General features: G+C 64.2%; 16 protein-coding genes and 1 pseudogene. 1 reads left to right on the top strand and 16 read right to left on the bottom strand.

The annotated features are described in order from the left end of the window. Nucleotides 1–45: 45 nt before the first annotated feature. The 8 genes and pseudogenes from AC0L58_RS08940 to AC0L58_RS08975 form a co-directional block, all read right to left on the bottom strand. A complete protein-coding gene (locus AC0L58_RS08940) occupies nucleotides 46–261 on the bottom strand; it encodes a cold-shock protein (protein WP_473688653.1) in 216 nt (71 codons plus the stop codon). A 152-nt stretch (nucleotides 262–413) separates the two neighbouring features. Continuing rightward, the gene (locus AC0L58_RS08945; protein ID WP_473682597.1) at nucleotides 414–1,175 is read right to left on the bottom strand and encodes an S-methyl-5'-thioinosine phosphorylase; all 762 of its coding nucleotides are present in this window, start codon (nucleotides 1,173–1,175) and stop codon (nucleotides 414–416) included. 133 nt (nucleotides 1,176–1,308) lie between these two features. Continuing rightward, a pseudogene (locus AC0L58_RS08950) lies at nucleotides 1,309–1,873 on the bottom strand (hypoxanthine-guanine phosphoribosyltransferase). Then, entirely contained in the window at nucleotides 1,870–2,886 is a 1,017-nt protein-coding gene (gene nagZ / locus AC0L58_RS08955; protein ID WP_473682599.1) for a beta-N-acetylhexosaminidase, read from the bottom strand. The pseudogene AC0L58_RS08950 and the gene nagZ overlap by 4 nt, the downstream one beginning before the upstream one ends. Continuing rightward, complete coding sequence (locus tag AC0L58_RS08960) at nucleotides 2,880–3,401, bottom strand: CYTH domain-containing protein (protein ID WP_473682601.1); 522 nt, start codon at nucleotides 3,399–3,401, stop codon at nucleotides 2,880–2,882. Before AC0L58_RS08960 ends, nagZ begins: the two co-directional genes overlap by 7 nt. Before the next feature lie 5 nt (nucleotides 3,402–3,406). After that, on the bottom strand, nucleotides 3,407–4,747 hold the full coding sequence (rlmD, locus tag AC0L58_RS08965) for a 23S rRNA (uracil(1939)-C(5))-methyltransferase RlmD (protein ID WP_473682603.1): 1,341 nt from the start codon (nucleotides 4,745–4,747) through the stop codon (nucleotides 3,407–3,409). Nucleotides 4,748–5,416: 669 nt separating this feature from the next. Next, the gene (locus AC0L58_RS08970) at nucleotides 5,417–6,025 is read right to left on the bottom strand and encodes a YdbL family probable chaperone protein (protein ID WP_473682605.1); all 609 of its coding nucleotides are present in this window, start codon (nucleotides 6,023–6,025) and stop codon (nucleotides 5,417–5,419) included. Nucleotides 6,026–6,060: 35 nt separating this feature from the next. After that, nucleotides 6,061–8,082, bottom strand: coding sequence for an AsmA family protein (locus AC0L58_RS08975; protein WP_473682607.1), 2,022 nt, complete (start codon nucleotides 8,080–8,082; stop codon nucleotides 6,061–6,063). A 45-nt stretch (nucleotides 8,083–8,127) separates the two neighbouring features. Between AC0L58_RS08975 and AC0L58_RS08980 the strand changes: the two genes are divergently transcribed. Next, nucleotides 8,128–8,862 carry a response regulator gene (locus tag AC0L58_RS08980; RefSeq protein WP_473682609.1) on the top strand — a complete coding sequence of 245 codons (735 nt, stop codon included), beginning with the start codon at nucleotides 8,128–8,130 and terminating at the stop codon, nucleotides 8,860–8,862. Here the strand turns inward: AC0L58_RS08980 and recO are convergent. The 8 genes from recO to AC0L58_RS09020 all read right to left on the bottom strand — a co-directional run bounded on the left by recO (nucleotide 8,859) and on the right by AC0L58_RS09020 (nucleotide 17,257). Then, nucleotides 8,859–9,584, bottom strand: a complete 726-nt coding sequence (gene recO, locus AC0L58_RS08985) for a DNA repair protein RecO (protein ID WP_473682611.1) — start codon at nucleotides 9,582–9,584, stop codon at nucleotides 8,859–8,861. The genes AC0L58_RS08980 and recO overlap by 4 nt on opposite strands. A 130-nt stretch (nucleotides 9,585–9,714) precedes the next feature. After that, a complete protein-coding gene (gene era / locus AC0L58_RS08990; protein WP_473682613.1) occupies nucleotides 9,715–10,647 on the bottom strand; it encodes a GTPase Era in 933 nt (310 codons plus the stop codon). Between the two features lie 87 nt (nucleotides 10,648–10,734). Next, nucleotides 10,735–11,394 carry a ribonuclease III gene (gene rnc / locus AC0L58_RS08995; RefSeq protein WP_473682615.1) on the bottom strand — a complete coding sequence of 220 codons (660 nt, stop codon included), beginning with the start codon at nucleotides 11,392–11,394 and terminating at the stop codon, nucleotides 10,735–10,737. Nucleotides 11,395–11,397: 3 nt separating this feature from the next. After that, nucleotides 11,398–11,781, bottom strand: a complete 384-nt coding sequence (locus tag AC0L58_RS09000) for a DUF4845 domain-containing protein (RefSeq protein WP_473682617.1) — start codon at nucleotides 11,779–11,781, stop codon at nucleotides 11,398–11,400. A 205-nt stretch (nucleotides 11,782–11,986) separates the two neighbouring features. Then, nucleotides 11,987–12,877 carry a signal peptidase I gene (gene lepB / locus AC0L58_RS09005; protein ID WP_473682619.1) on the bottom strand — a complete coding sequence of 297 codons (891 nt, stop codon included), beginning with the start codon at nucleotides 12,875–12,877 and terminating at the stop codon, nucleotides 11,987–11,989. 101 nt (nucleotides 12,878–12,978) lie between these two features. Then, nucleotides 12,979–14,772: a translation elongation factor 4 gene (gene lepA, locus AC0L58_RS09010; protein ID WP_473682621.1), complete on the bottom strand. Its 1,794-nt coding sequence runs from the start codon at nucleotides 14,770–14,772 to the stop codon at nucleotides 12,979–12,981. 197 nt (nucleotides 14,773–14,969) lie between these two features. After that, nucleotides 14,970–16,439, bottom strand: coding sequence for a Do family serine endopeptidase (locus AC0L58_RS09015; protein WP_473682623.1), 1,470 nt, complete (start codon nucleotides 16,437–16,439; stop codon nucleotides 14,970–14,972). 158 nt (nucleotides 16,440–16,597) lie between these two features. Then, nucleotides 16,598–17,257 (bottom strand): sigma-E factor negative regulatory protein, encoded by a 660-nt coding sequence (locus tag AC0L58_RS09020; protein ID WP_473682625.1) that lies wholly within the window; start codon nucleotides 17,255–17,257, stop codon nucleotides 16,598–16,600. Nucleotides 17,258–17,267: the final 10 nt, after the last annotated feature.

Below are 17,267 nucleotides of genomic sequence, written 5' to 3' on the forward strand. Positions count from 1 at the left end.
TGGAATGCGGGGCTCAATGTTTGCGGAACTGCTCTGCCGGGAGGATCAGGCGGTGGCTTCAGCGGCCTCCACCGCGGAGGCCTGGAGCCCCTTTGGCCCCTGGGTCACTTCAAACTTCACCCGCTGGCCTTCCTGCAAGCTGCGGAAGCCCTTGCTGGTGATGGCCGAAAAATGGACGAACACGTCCGCTCCCCCGTCCTCGGGTGCGATGAAACCGAAACCCTTGGCGTCGTTGAACCATTTGACCGTACCGAAACTCATTGCGTGAACCTCTGGATCCATGGAGTGGTGCGCCAGCATGGGTGCGGCTGTTCCCCCCGGCTCGCCGCGCTGACCCATGGAAAAGTAACAAGAGGTGAAGCCTGAATGCAATACGAATATGTCTGGTTGGCGAGCAGAGACGCCAAAGGTGGTCACGGATTGGCCATTCGGGCCAAGATGCGCGGCACCTCGGCCGTGGCGGCGGCCAGGTGCGCGAAGATCTCCTCGATGCTGATTTCATCCTCGTCGCCACAGCCCGCGGCAAAATTCGCGACCAGCGCCAGGCAGGCGTATTCAAGTCCGAGCTCGCGCGCCAGCACGGCTTCCGGCATACCCGTCATGCCGACCAGGTCGCAACCATCGCGCTTCATGCGGGCAATCTCTGCCCGGGTCTCCAGACGCGGCCCCTGGGTGGCGCCGTAACAACCGCCGTCGATGATGCTGACCCCGGCCGCCCGCGCCGCAGCCAGCAACTGCTGGCGCAGCGATTCGGTGTAGGGCTCACTGAAGTCGATGTGCTTCACCTCGGCACCTTCGACATCGCAGTAGCTGGTGTAACGGCCATGGGTATAGTCGATCAGCTGGTCAGGGACCACGATCGCCCGCGGTCCCATGTCGCCCCGAATACCGCCCACGGCATTGACCCCGACGACGCGACGCGCGCCAAGCTGGTGCAGCGCCCACACGTTGGCGCGGTAATTGACCCGGTGCGGCGGCAGGCTGTGGCTTTCGCCATGGCGGGCCAGGAAGGCCACCCGCATGCCGGCAAAATCCCCCAGCACCACGTCGCCCGAAGCGGCGCCATATGGCGTATCCAGCGCCCGCCGCGTCGTGTTTTCCAGTCCCGGGAATTGGTACAGGCCGCTGCCGCCGATGACGGCGAGGTCGATGGACGTTGGCTCAGCATGAGACATTGTTGTGGTCCGGATCCATAGGGTGGTCGAGCGCCCGGGCATCACCGCAATGCCGATACCCGGTGTAGGAGCGCACCCTGTGCGCGAGCTCTCTCGTGACGTGACGGAAAGACATCGCGCACAGGGTGCGCTCCTACAATGTGTTGTCTTCCTTCAACGCATAAATCCCCGGCAAATTTCTGCCTTGCTCGTAATAATCCATGCCGTAACCAAACACGAAACGATCAGGCAGTTCGACGCCGTTGAAATCGGAGGCGACACCTTCGATCAGACGATCGTGCTTCTTGGTGCACAGGCTGGCGATATAGACTTTTTTCGCGCCGCGGCGATAGCAGTCGTCGCGCACCTCTTTCAGCGTGTGGCCTTCGTCGAGGATGTCGTCGACCAGCAGCACCACGCGGCCTTGCAGCGACACCATCGGCTCGCGCAGCCAGTGCAGCTCCTTGCCGGAGGTGGCACCACGGTACCGGGTGGCGTGGACGTAGTCGAACTCGAGGTCGGTGCGCATCGCCAGGGCCAGCTGTCCGGCAAAGATCAGTGCGCCATTCATCACGGTCAGGAAGACGGCGCGCTCGCCGTCCAGCGCCGCGTCGATGCGTTTGCCCATCGCCTGGATGACCGATTCCAGTTCGGTGCGATCATGCAGCAGATTCTGACTGCGCCAGGGCGTCGATCAATGCGGGGGTTGAAGTATTCATGCGGCTCCCTGTTCGGCGTTCAGCGCCGTGATGCGCGCGACAAAGCGGTCACGCTGTGGATTTTGCGCAAGACCGTCCCAGCTGGCGCCGACGGCGCCACGCAGGTTCGCCAGCGATTCGGGAAAGGGTCGCTCGACATCAGCCATGGAAGCCAGCGCCTCCTCGACCACGTCGGGAAAGCACGCCAGCACCAGATCACAGCCGGCATCGAGGTGCGCCCTCACCCGCTCGCCCACGCTGCCTGCAGCACCGGCAGCGGCCATGCTGATGTCGTCGCTGATCACTGCGCCGGCAAAACCCAGCTCCTTGCGCAGAATCTGTCCGATCCAGATTTTCGAGTAGCCGGCCGGCTGGCTGTCCACTGCCGGATAGGTGACATGCGCCATCATGACGGCTTCGACATGCGCCTCGACACATCGGGCGAACGGCAGCAGATCGTCGCGGCGAATCTCATCCAGGCTGCGCGGATCGATTGCCGCCATCTTGTGGGTATCTCCGCTGACCGAGCCATGCCCCGGAAAATGCTTGAGCACGGCCGCCATGCCGCCCAGATGCATGCCGCGCACATAAGCCTCGGCCAGCTCGGCGGTCACCGCGGGATCGGCGTGGAACGCACGCAGGCCGATGGCCGCATTGCCGCGCGCCAGATCTACCACCGGTGCAAAACTGAAATCGACCCCGCTGGCGCGCAGCTCACTGGCCATCACCCAGGCGTGCTCCTCGGCCAGGCGGATCGCCTCGTCGGCATCGCGCTGGTGGATCGCACCGATCGCAGCCAGGGGCGGCAGGCGCGTAAAGCCCTCGCGGAAACGCTGCACCGGGCCACCTTCCTGATCGACCGCGATCAGCAGATGGTCGCCGCCGGTGTCACGGATGGCGGCACAAAGCGCGCTCAACTGTTCGCGCGACGCGTAGTTGCGCGAAAACAGCAATACGCCGGCGACCGCAGCGGATTCGAGCCAGGCTTTCTCGTGCCTGGCCAGCTCCGGGCCGGCCACACCAATCATCAACATGCGGCATCCTCCGCGGCGCGTTCGGCCGGCGTCCACTGCCGGTAGGGATGCTCGATCAGGTTGACGTTGTAGTAGCGCGTCAGTGCACTCACCTCACGGCCCAGCCACGGCGGCCGCGGGAACGCGGCATCGACGGCGGGAAGCTCGACCTCGGCCACGATCAGACCCTGGTTGTCGCCATTGAATTCGTCGATCTCGAACAGGACACCATCCACGCGGACATGATGGCGGACCTTCTCCAGAACTCCATCGCAAAGCTCGCCCAGTAGCGCCTTGGCGTCCTCGACCGGAATCGGATAGTCGAACTCGGCTCGCGCGATGTCGGGAGTGGCTGCCTTGATGTTGAGCCAGGCTTGACCACCCGCCAGGCGCGCGCGAACCGACACGCGCGCAGCACCCTGGCGCAATGCCTGCGCGCCAATCAGATAGCCTTGCGCCATGGGCTTGCTGTGTTCGACGAGGCTGCGCCAGCTGTCATCGTTTACCAGGAATTTGCGTTCGATCTCGATGCCCATGCCGATCACCCGCGCTCGAACAGCGCGATCGACTCGACATGCGCGGTATGCGGAAACATGTCCATCACGCCGGCCGAACTCAACTTGAAGCCATGCTGGTTGACCAGGATACCCGCGTCGCGTGCCAACGACGCGGGATGGCAGGAGACGTAGACGATGCGGCGGGTCTGCTGGTGCGGGAGGTATTCGAGCACCTTGTCGGCGCCGGCCCGCGGCGGGTCCAGCAGCAACTTGTCCCACGGCTGGCGCGCCCACGCTGCCTGACGCTGATCCTCGAACAGGTTGGCGACATGGAACGCCGCATTGCTGATGCCGTTGCGCGCGGCGTTTTGCGCGGCGCGCTCGACCAGACCATGCTCGCCCTCCACCCCGACAACTTCCGCAACCCGGCGCGCAATCGGCAAGGTGAAGTTGCCCAGGCCGCAGAACAGGTCGAGGACGCGATCGGCGGGCTGGGGGTCGAGCAGCTCCATGGCGCGCGACATCATCAGCTGGTTCATGCCGGCGTTGACCTGTACGAAGTCGAGCGGCTCGAATTCCAGCTCCACATCGGCGTACCGGGGATCATCGCTGGCGATGCGAAACGCCAGGCGCGGGCTTTCCGGCCACAACGGATGCACGCTGCTGACACCGCCCGGCTGCAGGTAGATGGCGAAGCCGTGTTGCTGTCCAAATGACTTCAGCGCAGCCAGATCACGCTCGCCCAGCGGCTCCATGTGCCGGAACACCAGCGCCATCAGATCGTCGCCACCAGCAAATTCGATCTGCGGGATCGTGTCGACCGCATCCATCGTTGCGAGCAGTTCGGCGAGCAAACCCACCTTGGGGCCGAGCGAGGGATGCATCACCTCGCAACGCAGGATCTCGGTGACGAAGCGGGGGTTCTGCGCCTCGCGGAAACCGACCAGCACGCGACCCTTCTTGGCCACGTTGCGAACCGACAGCCGACCCTTGCGGCGGTAACCCCATGGCTCGGCGGTGAGCGGCGGCATCCAGGACTGCGGCGTGACCTTGCCGATACGCTCGAAATTCTCGGCCAGCACGCGCTGCTTGGCGGCGATCTGCGAGCTGGCATCCAGATGCTGCAGGGAGCAGCCGCTGCACTGCGAAAAGTGCTGGCACAGCGGCTCGACCCGATGCGGCGACGCGGTGAGGACTTCGACCACCTCGGCCTCGTCGAAATGACGATGGCGCTTGCGCAACCTCGCCATCACTTTCTCGCCCAGCAAACCCCCACTGACAAACACCGTCTTGCCGTCAATCCGGGCCACGCCGCGGCCATCGTGGCCGAGGTCGGTGATGTGGGCTTCGAACGGCTTGGCAGAAACGGTGTTGGAACGGGACATGGGCGCCAAAGGATGAAGGGTGGCCGCCCATTATCACAGATCGGCTGGTATGACGTTCAGTCGCCGCGGCACGCTCTTGTAGGAGCGCACCTTGTGCGCGACCGCTCTTCTGCGAACGGCGTCAGCCTTTTCGTTCCAACCCTTGGCCAAGGCGGCGCGAATCGGCCCTTTCCGGTCCGGGTGGCTAATCGCCGCCGCACGCTCTTGTAGGAGCGCACCTTGTGTGCGACCGCTCTTCTGCCAACGGCGTCAGCCTTTTTCGATCCAACCCTTGGCCAACGTGGCGCGAATCGGCCCTTTCCGGTCCGGGTGGCTGTTGGCGACACGGCTCTTCTGCGAAGAGCGTTCGCGCACAGGGTGCGCTCCTACACCTGCTTTTTCTGTCAGGCGCGGGCGGCATTCTGGTACTACCAGCCGGCGTCAGCCTTTTCGTTCCAACCCTTGGCCAACGTGGCGCGAATCGGCCCTTTCCCGTCCGGGTGGCTAATCGCCGCGGCACGCTCTTGTAGGAGCGCACCCTGTGCGCGACCGCTTTTCTGCGAACGGCGTCAGCCTTTTCGTTCCAACCCTTGGCCAAGGTGGCGCGAATCTGCCCTTTCCGGCCCGGGTGGCTGTTGGCGACACGGCCCTTCTGCGAAGAGCGTTCGCGCACAGGGTGCGCTCCTACACCTATTTTTTCTGCCAGGCGCCGGCGGCGTTCTGGTAGTACCAGCCAGCGTGGGCCTTTTCGATCCAGCCCTTGGCAAAGGTGGCGCGAATCTGCGACTCCCACTCCGGATGGTTGTTGGCGACGGCGATCTCGCGATACAGGGCGGCGCGATCGCGGTTTTCATCGGCCACTGCGGCGTTGGCCTGCGCGCGCAGGCTCAGCGGCACCTTGGATGCATCGTGCATGGCCACCATGCCATCGTGGGTGAAGCCCACGGCGCCACTGTCGAGCAACGTGCCCAGCACACCGCCGAAGCGCTGTTGCATGCGGCTGCGGATGGCTTCGGTGGCGCTGGTCTGGATGCGGATGTTGGGTGTATCGGCAGCTTGTGCGGCCGGAATCAGCAGGTCGAGCAGCATCGCCGAAGGATGACTGCCGTTGTTCTTCGGTGCCGGTGGCGGATCCTTCGGTGCCGGCTTGCTGTCGGGGCCGGCCTGATCCAGCACGTTGCCGATGAACTGGTCAGCCGCCTTCTGTGCCGCTGCCTCGGGAAAGTACACGTTGATCGTGACGCAGCCGACCAACGCCACGGCCATGGTGGTCAGGATGACGTAGACGAGCTTGCGCATGACTTGACTCCGTTGCGGGAAAATTGAAATGTGAATCAATGGATCTCGGGTGCCGTTCCGTGGATGGCGTCCTGCAGACGCTTCACCAGGGTGGGCCAGTCGACCTCGGACTGGTGACCAATGACCTGCAGGTGCGGCAGGCCACTGCCTTCAACGATAGTGTAGCCACCATCAGCCGGTTCCAGACCACTCATCTTGCACACGCTGCCGTGCAGCGTGCAATTGAGGCCGATCCGCTTGTAGCCGAAGGTCTTGAACAACTTCAGCACTGCCCCCTGCAAACCCGCGGCGATGCCGCCACCACCCACCGAGGTGAGGTTGTTCACCGCGCGCTGGCTGATCCGGCCGCCGCTGCCGGCCAACAGGCTGGCCTTGAAAGCCACCGGGTTCCAGTCGACCAGACGCAGGTTGTCGATCGAGCCATCCAGCCGCCCGGTGATACTGCCAAAATCGAACACGCTGGTGATCGCGCCCAGGTCCAACTGCTTCAGCGAAATATCGGCGTTCAAGGCAGGACTGCGCCCGAACGGCTGCTGCAAGGACAAGCGGGTGATGTCGACGAAACCGTCGAAGACGTTCGCGGTGAGGCCACCGTCGAGTACCAGACTGTCATCGACCCAGCGCAGGGAGGGCACCGCCCCTGCCAGCGTACCGGGGAACGCCGGCCAGCCCATGGCGCGGCTGAACGCGGCCATGTCGACGCCGGTGATCACCAGCGAGGTTGCCAAGCGCTGTCCCTTGCCGGCCGCCGGTTGCCAGTCGAACTGGCCAATGCGCAACTGGCCTTGCAATACCGGCACCTGCAGCGGTTGCTGCAGACTCAGCGTGCCATCGCGGCTTTGCCAATGGGATTGCGCCGCGCCGTTGTCGATCCGGTAGAACCTCAGGCTCTGCCAGGCCAGGGTGGTGGCGGGTCGCTCACCCTGCACGGCCCAGTCCAGACCACCGCGCAGACTGTCGATGGCCAGACGTCCGTCGGCATCTGCCAGGTCCAGTCGGTCCGTCTTGAAGGAAAAGCGGCGCGGTGTGTCCCCACGCAGCTCGAGGCTGGCGTCCAGCTCTCCCGCAATTTGCAGGCCTGGCAAACCCAGCGTATCCAGCCAGGCCTTTCCGTAACGGTCATAGGCCGCGGGGAAGCTGGCGTGCATGCGATCCAGCCGCAGCGTTTTCAGCGCGCCCTGGGCATCGAAAGCCAGTGCGCCGTCCAGTTGCAGTGCGTCGGCGTCATTGATCCGCAACCGACTCAATTCGACGGCCCCGCCCTGGGCGCGGGCATGCAGGTCCAGTTGAACCGGGTGGTCGGGCAACCTGGCGTAGATCGGACCGAGCAGGAGTTCGCCACCGCGCAGACTCGCGTCAAGATCGATCTGGACCGGACCCTCGGTCGAGTCGAGATTGAAACGCCCGCTTCCGCCGACCCCCTGGCCGGCCAGCGTGCCGGCGGGGGTATCGAAGCCCACCTTGCTCAGGCTGAACTGACCGGACGAACGCAAGCCCGGGTCGCGCATGTCCAGCGCCAACTCTGCATCCAGCTGCCCCCCGGTCGGACGACCGGACCACACGGTGCCGAGCAGCCCCTGCAACCAGCCTGCCGGCAGGTTGTCCAGGCGGATCTGGGCGTGGCTTGGCTGATCCAGCGGCAATGCGCCACTGATGCTGGTTTTGCCCTGCGACAGGTCGATCAGCAAGGTGTTGGCGGCCGGACTGATCCTGACCTGCATCTGCGCATCGCTGAGCGCTCCACCGGGGGCCCGGGCAAGTTTCACGTTGCCGTCCAGTGCCCATGCGAGCCGATCGTCGCGTCGCAGGCTGCCGGCAAGATCCACCGCCAACCGCCGCCAGCCCATCGACGGCACGTCCGCGCGATCGGCATGCATCTGCACGTTGATCGCCCCCGCGCCGTCATCAGCCAGCGTCAGGGTCACGCCCTGCAGGCTCACCCCCGGCATGCTGATCAGCTTCGCCGAAAGCGCCACATCCGCCCGCGCCGCCCCCGGCCAGAACAGGCCCAGCAGGAGTCCGCAGCACAGCAACAGATGGCTTGATGTCAGGCGCATGTCGGGCCATTCTGCCAAACTAAGATGAACGACAAGGATTTCGTCATGGATGAGCGTCCGGACACTACCTCGTTTCGCCCGACTCCGGCGGCCAATCCGCGTGTTCTGGTCGCCGACGATGATCCCGCCAGTTGCCGCTTTCTCGGCGACGGCCTGCGCTCGCTCGGTGCCACGGTGGAAACCTGCGTCAGCGGTGAAACGGCGCTGGCTCGGTCTCGCGCGGAGATCTTCGATCTGTTGCTGCTCGACTGCCGCATGCCCGATGGTGGAGCGTTGCACATCTTGACGCAATTGCGCGGGGATCCCGGGGCCAGCTCGGCGCAAAGTGCCGCCGTGGCCACCAGCGCCGAACTGGCGCCCGCAGACCGGCGCGGCCTGCTCGCCGCCGGCTTCAGCGAGGTATTGCTCAAACCTTGCAGCCTGGCCGACTTGCAGCGCGTGCTGTCGCTGGTCCATGCGGGCCAGCATCCGTGCGTGCTTGACGATGGCGCCGCCCTCTACAGCAGCGGCGATCCCACCACGATGCGCGCGCTGCGCCTGCTGTTGCACGACGAACTGACGCTGCTGCAACGGGAACTGGATGGACTCAGCCAGGATCTGGTTGCCTTTGCCGACCGCCTGCACCGGCTGCGCTCGTCATGCGGGTTCTGCGGTGCCACCAGCCTCGCCCAGCAGACCGTGCTGATGCAGCAGCAACTGTCGCGGGACGGCGCCACGCCCGCTGCACTGGCCAGCTTCCGCCGCGCGATCGTGGCGACGCTGAAGGCGCTTGAAGACTAGCGTGGCGCGTCGCCGCGTCGCGACACTGCCATGGACAGCACGCGCCAGGCACGCAGCTCGCCGCCACCCAGATGAAAGCGGATCACCTCGCGCATCAGGTTGCGCAGCGACTTGAGGCCACCACTCTCGGGCATGTGGTCGCGTGCAAGCGCCAGCAAATCGCCGCCGCGCAGGGCGTGCTGGCTGCCGGCGGCACAACGCACGGCACCCTGCTCGACCACGTAGCGATACCAGCCCTCCGGATCGATCGCCTCGCCCGTGTCGGCCTCATGCAGCAACTGCAGGCCATAACCGGTGGCATCCAGCAAGTCGCGCTCGAAACGACGCAGGCTCCAGCCCGGTGACTCCCCGGCGGCAAGACGCGACAAGGTGACGGCATAGGCCTCGAACAACGGCGGCAACGGGTCCTGTCTGCCGCTCAGACGCACCACCAGCTCATTGAGATAGAGCCCGGCCAGAGCGACATCGCCGCTCAGCCGCTGCGGCGCACCCACCGCCTCGACCGCGGTGAGCGTGGCCATCTCGCCACGCAGCAACAAACCCAGGGCCAGCGGCTGGAACGGCTCGAGCTGGGCACGCCGCAACCGCGAACGTTCGCCACGTACCCCGCGCGCCACCACACCAAGCCGGCCATGCTCACGCGTCAGGCATTCCAGCAACAGCGACGTCTCGCGATAGGCTCGCGCATGCAGCACGTAGGCAGGTTGCTGTTCGATGCGCATGAAAAGTCAGGAGTGAGGCATGAGAAGTGAGTAGCGAGAGAAAGCAGGAGCAGTGATGCTTCCCGTGTCATAACCCTGCTCTTCTTGCTTCCTGGTCCTTCTCTTACTCCTCACTCCTCAACTCACACTCCTAGTCGGTATACCCGAATTTCTTCAACATGTTCTCGTCGTCGACCCAGCCCTGGCGCACCTTCACCCACAGCTTCAGGAACACCTTGCGCTCGAACATGCGCTCCATGTGGCGACGGGCGCCTGAGCCGATCGCCTTCAGCTGGGCGCCGCCCTGACCGATCACGATGGCCTTCTGGCCGTCCCGTTCGACCCAGATGATGGCGTGGATCTCGGCGACGCCGTCGGGGCGATCGTTGAACTGCTCGATCTCCACCGTCGTGGCATACGGCAATTCCTGGTCCAGCCGCAGCATGAGCTGCTCGCGCACCATCTCGGCGGCGAGGAAGCGTTCACTGCGGTCGGTGACTTCGTCCTCACCGTAGATCGGCGCCTGCACCGGCAGGCGCTGCAGGATCGCCTGCTCCAGCTCCTTCAGCCCCTGCTTCTTCAACGCGCTGACATAGTGGACTTCGTCGTAGTGGTGTTTTTGCATGAGCTCGGCCACGAAGGGCAGCATCACGGTCTTGTCCTTGTTGAGGTCGACCTTGTTGATCACCAGCAGACGCGGCGCGGACTGCTCCACCAGGGCGGTATACAAGGCCTCGTCCTCGTCGGTGAAGCGGCCGGCCTCGATCACCTGCACCACCAGATCCACATCGCTGATCGCCGAACGCGCGGCGCGGTTGAGGCTGCGGTTCATGGCCCGTTTGGCGCCCCGATGCAGGCCCGGCGTATCCACGTACAGGATCTGCCCGGCCTCGTCGGTATGGATGCCGAGGATGCGATGGCGGGTGGTTTGTGGTCGCGGGCTGATGATCGACAGGCGAAAACCGATCAACGCATTGAGCAAGGTCGACTTGCCCACATTCGGGCGCCCAGCCAGCGCCACCGTGCCGCAGCGGAAATTTTCATCTGGCAGGCTGCCGTCGGCAGCGTCCGGGGAATGGTTCATGGCATTGGGCATCAGCGGGTTGGAGGGCAAGTGTAGTGCCCTGAAGGCGGGTCAGGTTGTCTGCCGTCGCCGGCGACGCCGCGGCACTCAGGATTGCTGGGCGTGTTCGAGCAACTGGTTCAGCACGCTCTCGGCGGCGTCCTGCTCGGCGGCGCGGCGACTGCCAGCGGTCGCCTCGCACGTGAGCGGCACGGGTTCGCAGATGCCGCAACGCACCTCGAAGGTCTTGGCGTGATCCTCGCCATGGCTGGCGATCAGCTCATAATGCGGCAACGGCCAGCCGCCAGACTGCAGATGTTCCTGCAAGCGCGTCTTGGCATCCTTGGACGACCGCCGCAGCGCGGCTACGCGTTCGCCGAACAGTTCCCGCACAACGTCACGGCAGGCTTCGAAACCGGCATCCACGTAAACCGCAGCAACCAGCGCCTCGAACGCATCGGCGAGGATCGAATCGCGCCGGAAACCGCCGCTCTTCAACTCGCCCGGGCCAAGCTTCAGTTCGTCACCGAGGTCCAGCTCGCGGGCCACCACCGCCAACGCCTGGCCATTGACCAATTGCGCACGCAGCCGTGACAACTCGCCCTCGTTCGCCTTGGGGTGCACTTCGTAGAGCAACTCGGCAATGATCGCGCCCAACAGCGCATCACCCAGAAATTCCAGTCGCTCGTTGTTCGGCCTGCCCGCGCTGCGATGGGTGAAAGCCAGTTGCGCCAGCGCAGGGTCGCGGAATCGGTGACGAAGTTTCAATGCTTACTGACCAACGTTGCCCTGCAGTGGCACGCTCTTGTTGAAGTGCAGCAGGAAGTCGATGTTGTACATGAACGGGATCTGCTTGTCGTAGGACACCCGCAGCTCGCTGGTGCCGCCTGCATCGCGTTTGATCGTGATGTCCTTGGGCTTGATGGTGGAGTCGTCGACGTACTGGAAGCCCATCTTGAACATCAGGTTGCGACGAATCTCGTCCAGCGACTTGCCGTTCGTGCCTTCGGTGGCGATCTGGTTCATCGCCTTGGTGACGCCCATGTACTCGGAGTACGAGGGCAGCAACTTCATCGCCATGTAGGCGAAAAAGCCCACCACCGCAATGATGATCAGAAAGCCGATCAGGGTGACGCCGGTCTGTTTCGATTTCATAGTCCCCTCGCTATGCCGCCCGGGCGGCCTGTCGATCTGTTGATTGCCCCTGGTGCCACTGGCGCCATGCCGGCGTCCGCGGGGCCGAAGCCCCGCATGCTGATTATGCCTGCGGATTCTCGCACTTGTTGACCACATGCGGGGGCCAACCACTGCTACTCCGTCACGTTTTCCGCAGCCATCAGCGGCACGCACCGATATCGTTTCAATGGATTACCGTGCCGATCCGCGAGAAATCGACCCCACCCGTGCCCCAGCCCTTCCAGCTCATCCAGATCAGGAACGCCTTGCCGGCCAGGTTCTTCTCCGGCATGCAGCCCCACCAGCGGCTGTCCTCGCTGTTCTCGCGGTCATCGCCCATCACCAGGTAACAATTGTCCGGCACCACCGACGGCATGCGCGGGTTGGGCACCGGAGGAGTGGGCATGCGATCGGGCATGCGCGCAATCAGGTGGGTCACCTTGCCCAGGTGCTCCTTCCAGATGGTGGCGCCATACGCGAGCAGTTCTTCATCGGCCGGACGCGCGTGATTGCCCACGAACGGACCGATTTCCTCCGCCTTGACCGGCTTGCCATTGATCACGATCTCGCTGTCGTGAATCTGGATGGTGTCGCCCGGCAGGCCGATGACGCGCTTGATCCAGTTCTGGTTCGGCACCGGAACGCTGCAGTCGGCGTTGCCACCGTGCACCACGGTTCCGTCCGCCCGGTGACAGGTAAAGCCGGGCCAGCGGAATACCACCACGTCGCCGCGCTTGGGCTCGCCAAGATCAAGGAACTTGTTGTTGAATGCCGGCAGCCGCAGGCCGTAGGCGAACTTGTTGACCAGGATGAAATCGCCCACGTCCAGCGTAGGCATCATCGAACCGGAGGGAATCCGGAACGGTTCGGCCACGAACGAACGCAGCAGCAGCACGACCAGCACCACCGGAAACAGCGAACGTGCCCAGTCCACCGGAATCGGATCGCGATAGTCCTCACCCGCCGCATCCAGGCGCGCCTTGCGCTTCTTGTACAGAAACAGCCGGTCCAGCCCCCACACCACGCCAAACAGCACGGTGAGGCCAAGCAGAATCGCCGCGAAATCAAATTCCATGTGGGGCTCCTAGGGAGCCGGGAATGGGGAATGGGCAATCGGGAATCGGAGCGTGGCGCCCCTACCATTCCCGGTTGCCCATTCCCCATTCCCGGTCAAAACTATTTATCCGTTCTCAATACCGCGAGGAAGGCTTCCTGGGGAATTTCCACCCGACCGACCTGTTTCATGCGCTTTTTGCCTTCTTTCTGCTTTTCCAGCAACTTCTTCTTGCGACTGACATCGCCACCGTAACACTTGGCCAGCACGTTTTTCCGCAGTGCCTTCACCGTGGAGCGAGCGATGATCTGGGCGCCAACGGCTGCCTGGATGGCCACGTCGAACTGCTGCCGCGGGATCAGGTCTTTCATCCGCTCGACCAGTTCGCGACCACGGCGGTCCGCCTGGCTGCGATGCACGATCAGCGACAACGCGTCGACACGATCGCCATTGATCAGCACGTCGGTGCGCACGAACGGACCCGCCTCGAAGCGATCAAACTGGTAGTCCATCGAGGCATAGCCACGCGAAACGGATTTCAGGCGATCGAAGAAGTCCAGCACCACCTCGGCCAATGGCAACTCGTACCTGATCTGCACCTGGCTGGCCAGATAGTGGATCGAAACCTGTACTCCGCGCTTTTCCTCGCACAGGGTGATCACGTTGCCGATGTAATCCGGCGGCGTGAGAATGTTGGCGACGATGATCGGCTCGCGGATTTCCTGGATCAGGCTGGAATTGGTCGGCAGCTTGGCCGGGTTGTCCAGCTGCAGGATCGTGCCGTCGCTCTTGAGCACCTCGTAGACCACGGTCGGCGCGGTGGTGATCAGGTCCAGGTCGTACTCGCGCTCAAGGCGCTCCTGCACGATTTCCATGTGCAGCATGCCCAGGAAGCCGCAGCGGAAACCGAAGCCCATCGCCTCGGAAGACTCGGGTTCGAAGAACAGTGCCGCGTCGTTCAGGCGCAGCTTGTCCAGCGCCTCGCGCATCGCGGGAAAATCGTCCGAGGACACCGGGAACAGGCCGGCGAACACGCGCGGCTGCATGTGCTGGAAGCCCGGCAGCGCCTTGTCGGCCGGTTTGCCGGCGTGCGTCAGGGTGTCGCCCACCGGCGCCCCGTGCACGTTCTTGATCGACGCATTGATCCAGCCCACTTCGCCTGCGCCAAGCACCTCGGTCTTCTTGCGCTTGGGGGTGAACACGCCGACGTCATCCACTTCATGGGTACGCCCGGTGGACATCACCAGCAACTTGTCGCCGGCCCGGATCTCGCCTTGCATCACGCGCACCAGCGAGACCACGCCCAGGTAGTTGTCGAACCAGGAGTCGATGATCAACGCCTGCAGGCGGTCCGAGTCGCGCGGCTTCGGCGGCGGGATGCGCGCCACGATTGCTTCCAGCACCTCGACCACATTCAGGCCGGTCTTGGCGCTGATCGCGACGGCGTCGGTGGCATCGATGCCGATCACGGCTTCGATCTCGCCTTTGACTTTTTCCACGTCGGCCGTGGGCAGGTCGATCTTGTTCAGCACCGGCACGACTTCCAGGCCCATCTCCACCGCGGTGTAGCAGTTCGCCACCGACTGCGCTTCGACACCCTGCGCGGCATCCACCACCAGCAGTGCGCCTTCGCACGCGGCCAACGAGCGGCTGACCTCGTAGGAGAAGTCGACGTGGCCCGGAGTATCGATGAAGTTGAGCTGGTAGGTCTTGCCGTCACGCGCCGTGTACGGCAACGACACCGACTGCGCCTTGATGGTAATGCCGCGCTCGCGCTCGATCGGGTTGTTGTCCAGCACCTGCGCTTCCATCTCGCGATCGGCCAGGCCACCGCAAATCTGGATGATGCGGTCGGCCAGGGTCGATTTGCCGTGATCGATGTGGGCAATGATGGAGAAGTTGCGGATCAATTCCATGGAGCGTTGGCGGCCTTTCGGACGTGGGTTCGCCACCACGCACCATGCGTGGCGACGCGTCACCTTCGGGCGACGCTAACCCCACATTATCGCACGGAACTGGCCACTGGCATCCAGCCGCGGAACCCGGTCACGTGGAACCGCGCGGGCATCGTCCCGTACCGGCGACGACGCCCTTGCCGTGAGGGGGTACTCAACTACTTGTCAGTTGGCACGGTCAGTCCGATGAACTGGCTCTGGTCGCCGCGACGCACCAGCAGCAGGACCGTGCTGCCGGCCTTGACGCCCTTGGTTGCCGCCTCGAAGTCGGGCACGCTGCCGATCTTCTGCTGGTTGACCATCAGGATCACGTCGCCAGCGCGCAGGCCTGCCTGCCCCGCCACCGGACCGGTGATATCGCTGATCACCACGCCCTGCCCGGACTTGAGTCCCAATTGCTTGCGGGTGTCATTGTCCAGCGACTCGACGACAATCCCCAGCGCTGCCGACCCGCTTTGCGCCGAGGGCGAACTGGCCGAGCGGTTGTCCACCGCGTCGCGGTCACGCTTGGCCTCACCGATGGTGACCTGGAAAGTCTGCTTCTTGCCATTGCGCAGCACTTCGACCGGCACCTTGCTGCCCGGCTTGGTCATGCCGACCAGCGGCGGCAGATCGGAAGACTGCTGCACCACATGGTTGTTGAACGCCAGGATGATGTCGCCGGCCTGGATGCCGGCCTTGCCGGCGCCGCTGGCCGGATCAACGTCGACCACTGCCGCGCCTACCCCGTTGTCCAGCTTGAATGCCTTGACGATGTCATCGCTGACCGGCTGCACCGTCACGCCGAGCAGACCGCGCGACACGTAGCCCTTGGTCTTCAGCTGCTGCACAGCATTCATGGCCACATCGATCGGGATCGAGAACGACACGCCCATGTAGTCGCCGGTGTTGGAATAGATCTGCGAGTTGACCCCGACTACCTGGCCCTGCAGGTTGAACAGCGGACCACCGGAATTGCCGCGATTGATCGGCACATCGGTCTGGATGAACGAGGTATAGGGCTGGTCACGCTGGCCCAGGTTGCGGCCCACCGCGCTGACGATGCCCTGCGTCACGGTGTAGTCGAAACCGAACGGCGAACCGATTGCCAAAACCCATTGACCCGGCTTGAGATTGCGGGAATCGCCAATCTTCACGGCGGGAAGATCGTCGCCCGCATCGATCTTGAGCAGGGCGATGTCATAGGTGGGATCGGTGCCAACCACCTTGGCAGTCAGCGTACGGCGATCCTGCAACCGCACGGTCACCTTGTCGGCGTGATCGACCACGTGGTTGTTGGTGAGGATGTAGCCATCCTTGGAGATGATGAAGCCGGAACCCAGCGACGTATGCCGTTGCTCCTCGGGTGACGGCATCATCGGCATGCCGAAGAAGCGCCGGAGCATTTCCGCACCCGGGTCGTTGGGACCCGGCATCATCCGGCCGCGCATGGATTGCGTCACCTGCTGCTGGCGCTCACCGGTGTATTTCGCCTCGACGTGCACCACGGCGGGAGCATTGTTCTGCACGATACCGGTGAAATCCGGCAACGCCGCAACCGTGGCAGCGGGCTGCGCCTGCGCGCCGCCGACTCCGGCCAGACCCAGCAGCGCGCAGCATGCCAGGGTACGCAAGATGGAATGATTCATGACTCCTCCTTGGGTTGTACTCGAGTCAGCCGGGCCGACTCGTGGAAGACTTCGCCGGAGACATGCGCCGCTCGCCCGCACTTCACCGTCGGCACATGCACGCAGCCGAGGGGAACGATCAACCGGGAGCGCCGCATGCCGTCACATGCGGGATCGGCTTACTGCTGCGCGCCGACACCCGCCTGACGTGGCGCATTCGGCATGCCGGGCTGCGCTGGATCCAGCAACAGCAGATAGCTGCCATCGTTGTTGTCGAGGGTGCGGTAGCGATGTATGGCCGGGTATGACGACAATCGGCGCAGGTTCCGGGGACGGCTGTTGTCCAGCGGATCTCCCAGCGTGGCGGAAGCCTGCTGACTCAGCAGCCCGGCGGAATTGCCACTCAACCATGGCGGCACTGACGGCGGCGCCGCCGGCTGCACCGCCGGAGAGGCGACAGCCATATGACTGGCGCCGGAGTTGGCCGCGGGGTTCATTCGCCCGGGATCCCCGGCAGGTTGACTGATCATCAATGCGGCGGCGGCCACGCTGGCTGCGATCACGCCGCCACCGGACCAGCGCAGCCAATGATGGCGCCGGCTGACGGCCGGGGTCGCATGCGACTCCTGCTCGATTGCCAGCATTACCCGTGCCGCAAAGCCGGCAGACGCCATTCGCACGTCTTCCCGGCGCAAGCCATCGCGGGTGATGTGGTAGCCCGACCATGCCTGCCGCAGCGAGTCATCGTGGTCGAGTCGGCGCAACAGGAAACGCATCTGTTCGACCGGCAACTCGCCGTCCATGCCAGCCGAAAGACTTTCACGGGCGTCCTGATTCATGTCTGCCTGC

Source organism: Rhodanobacter sp. G2-10, from assembly GCF_055809185.1.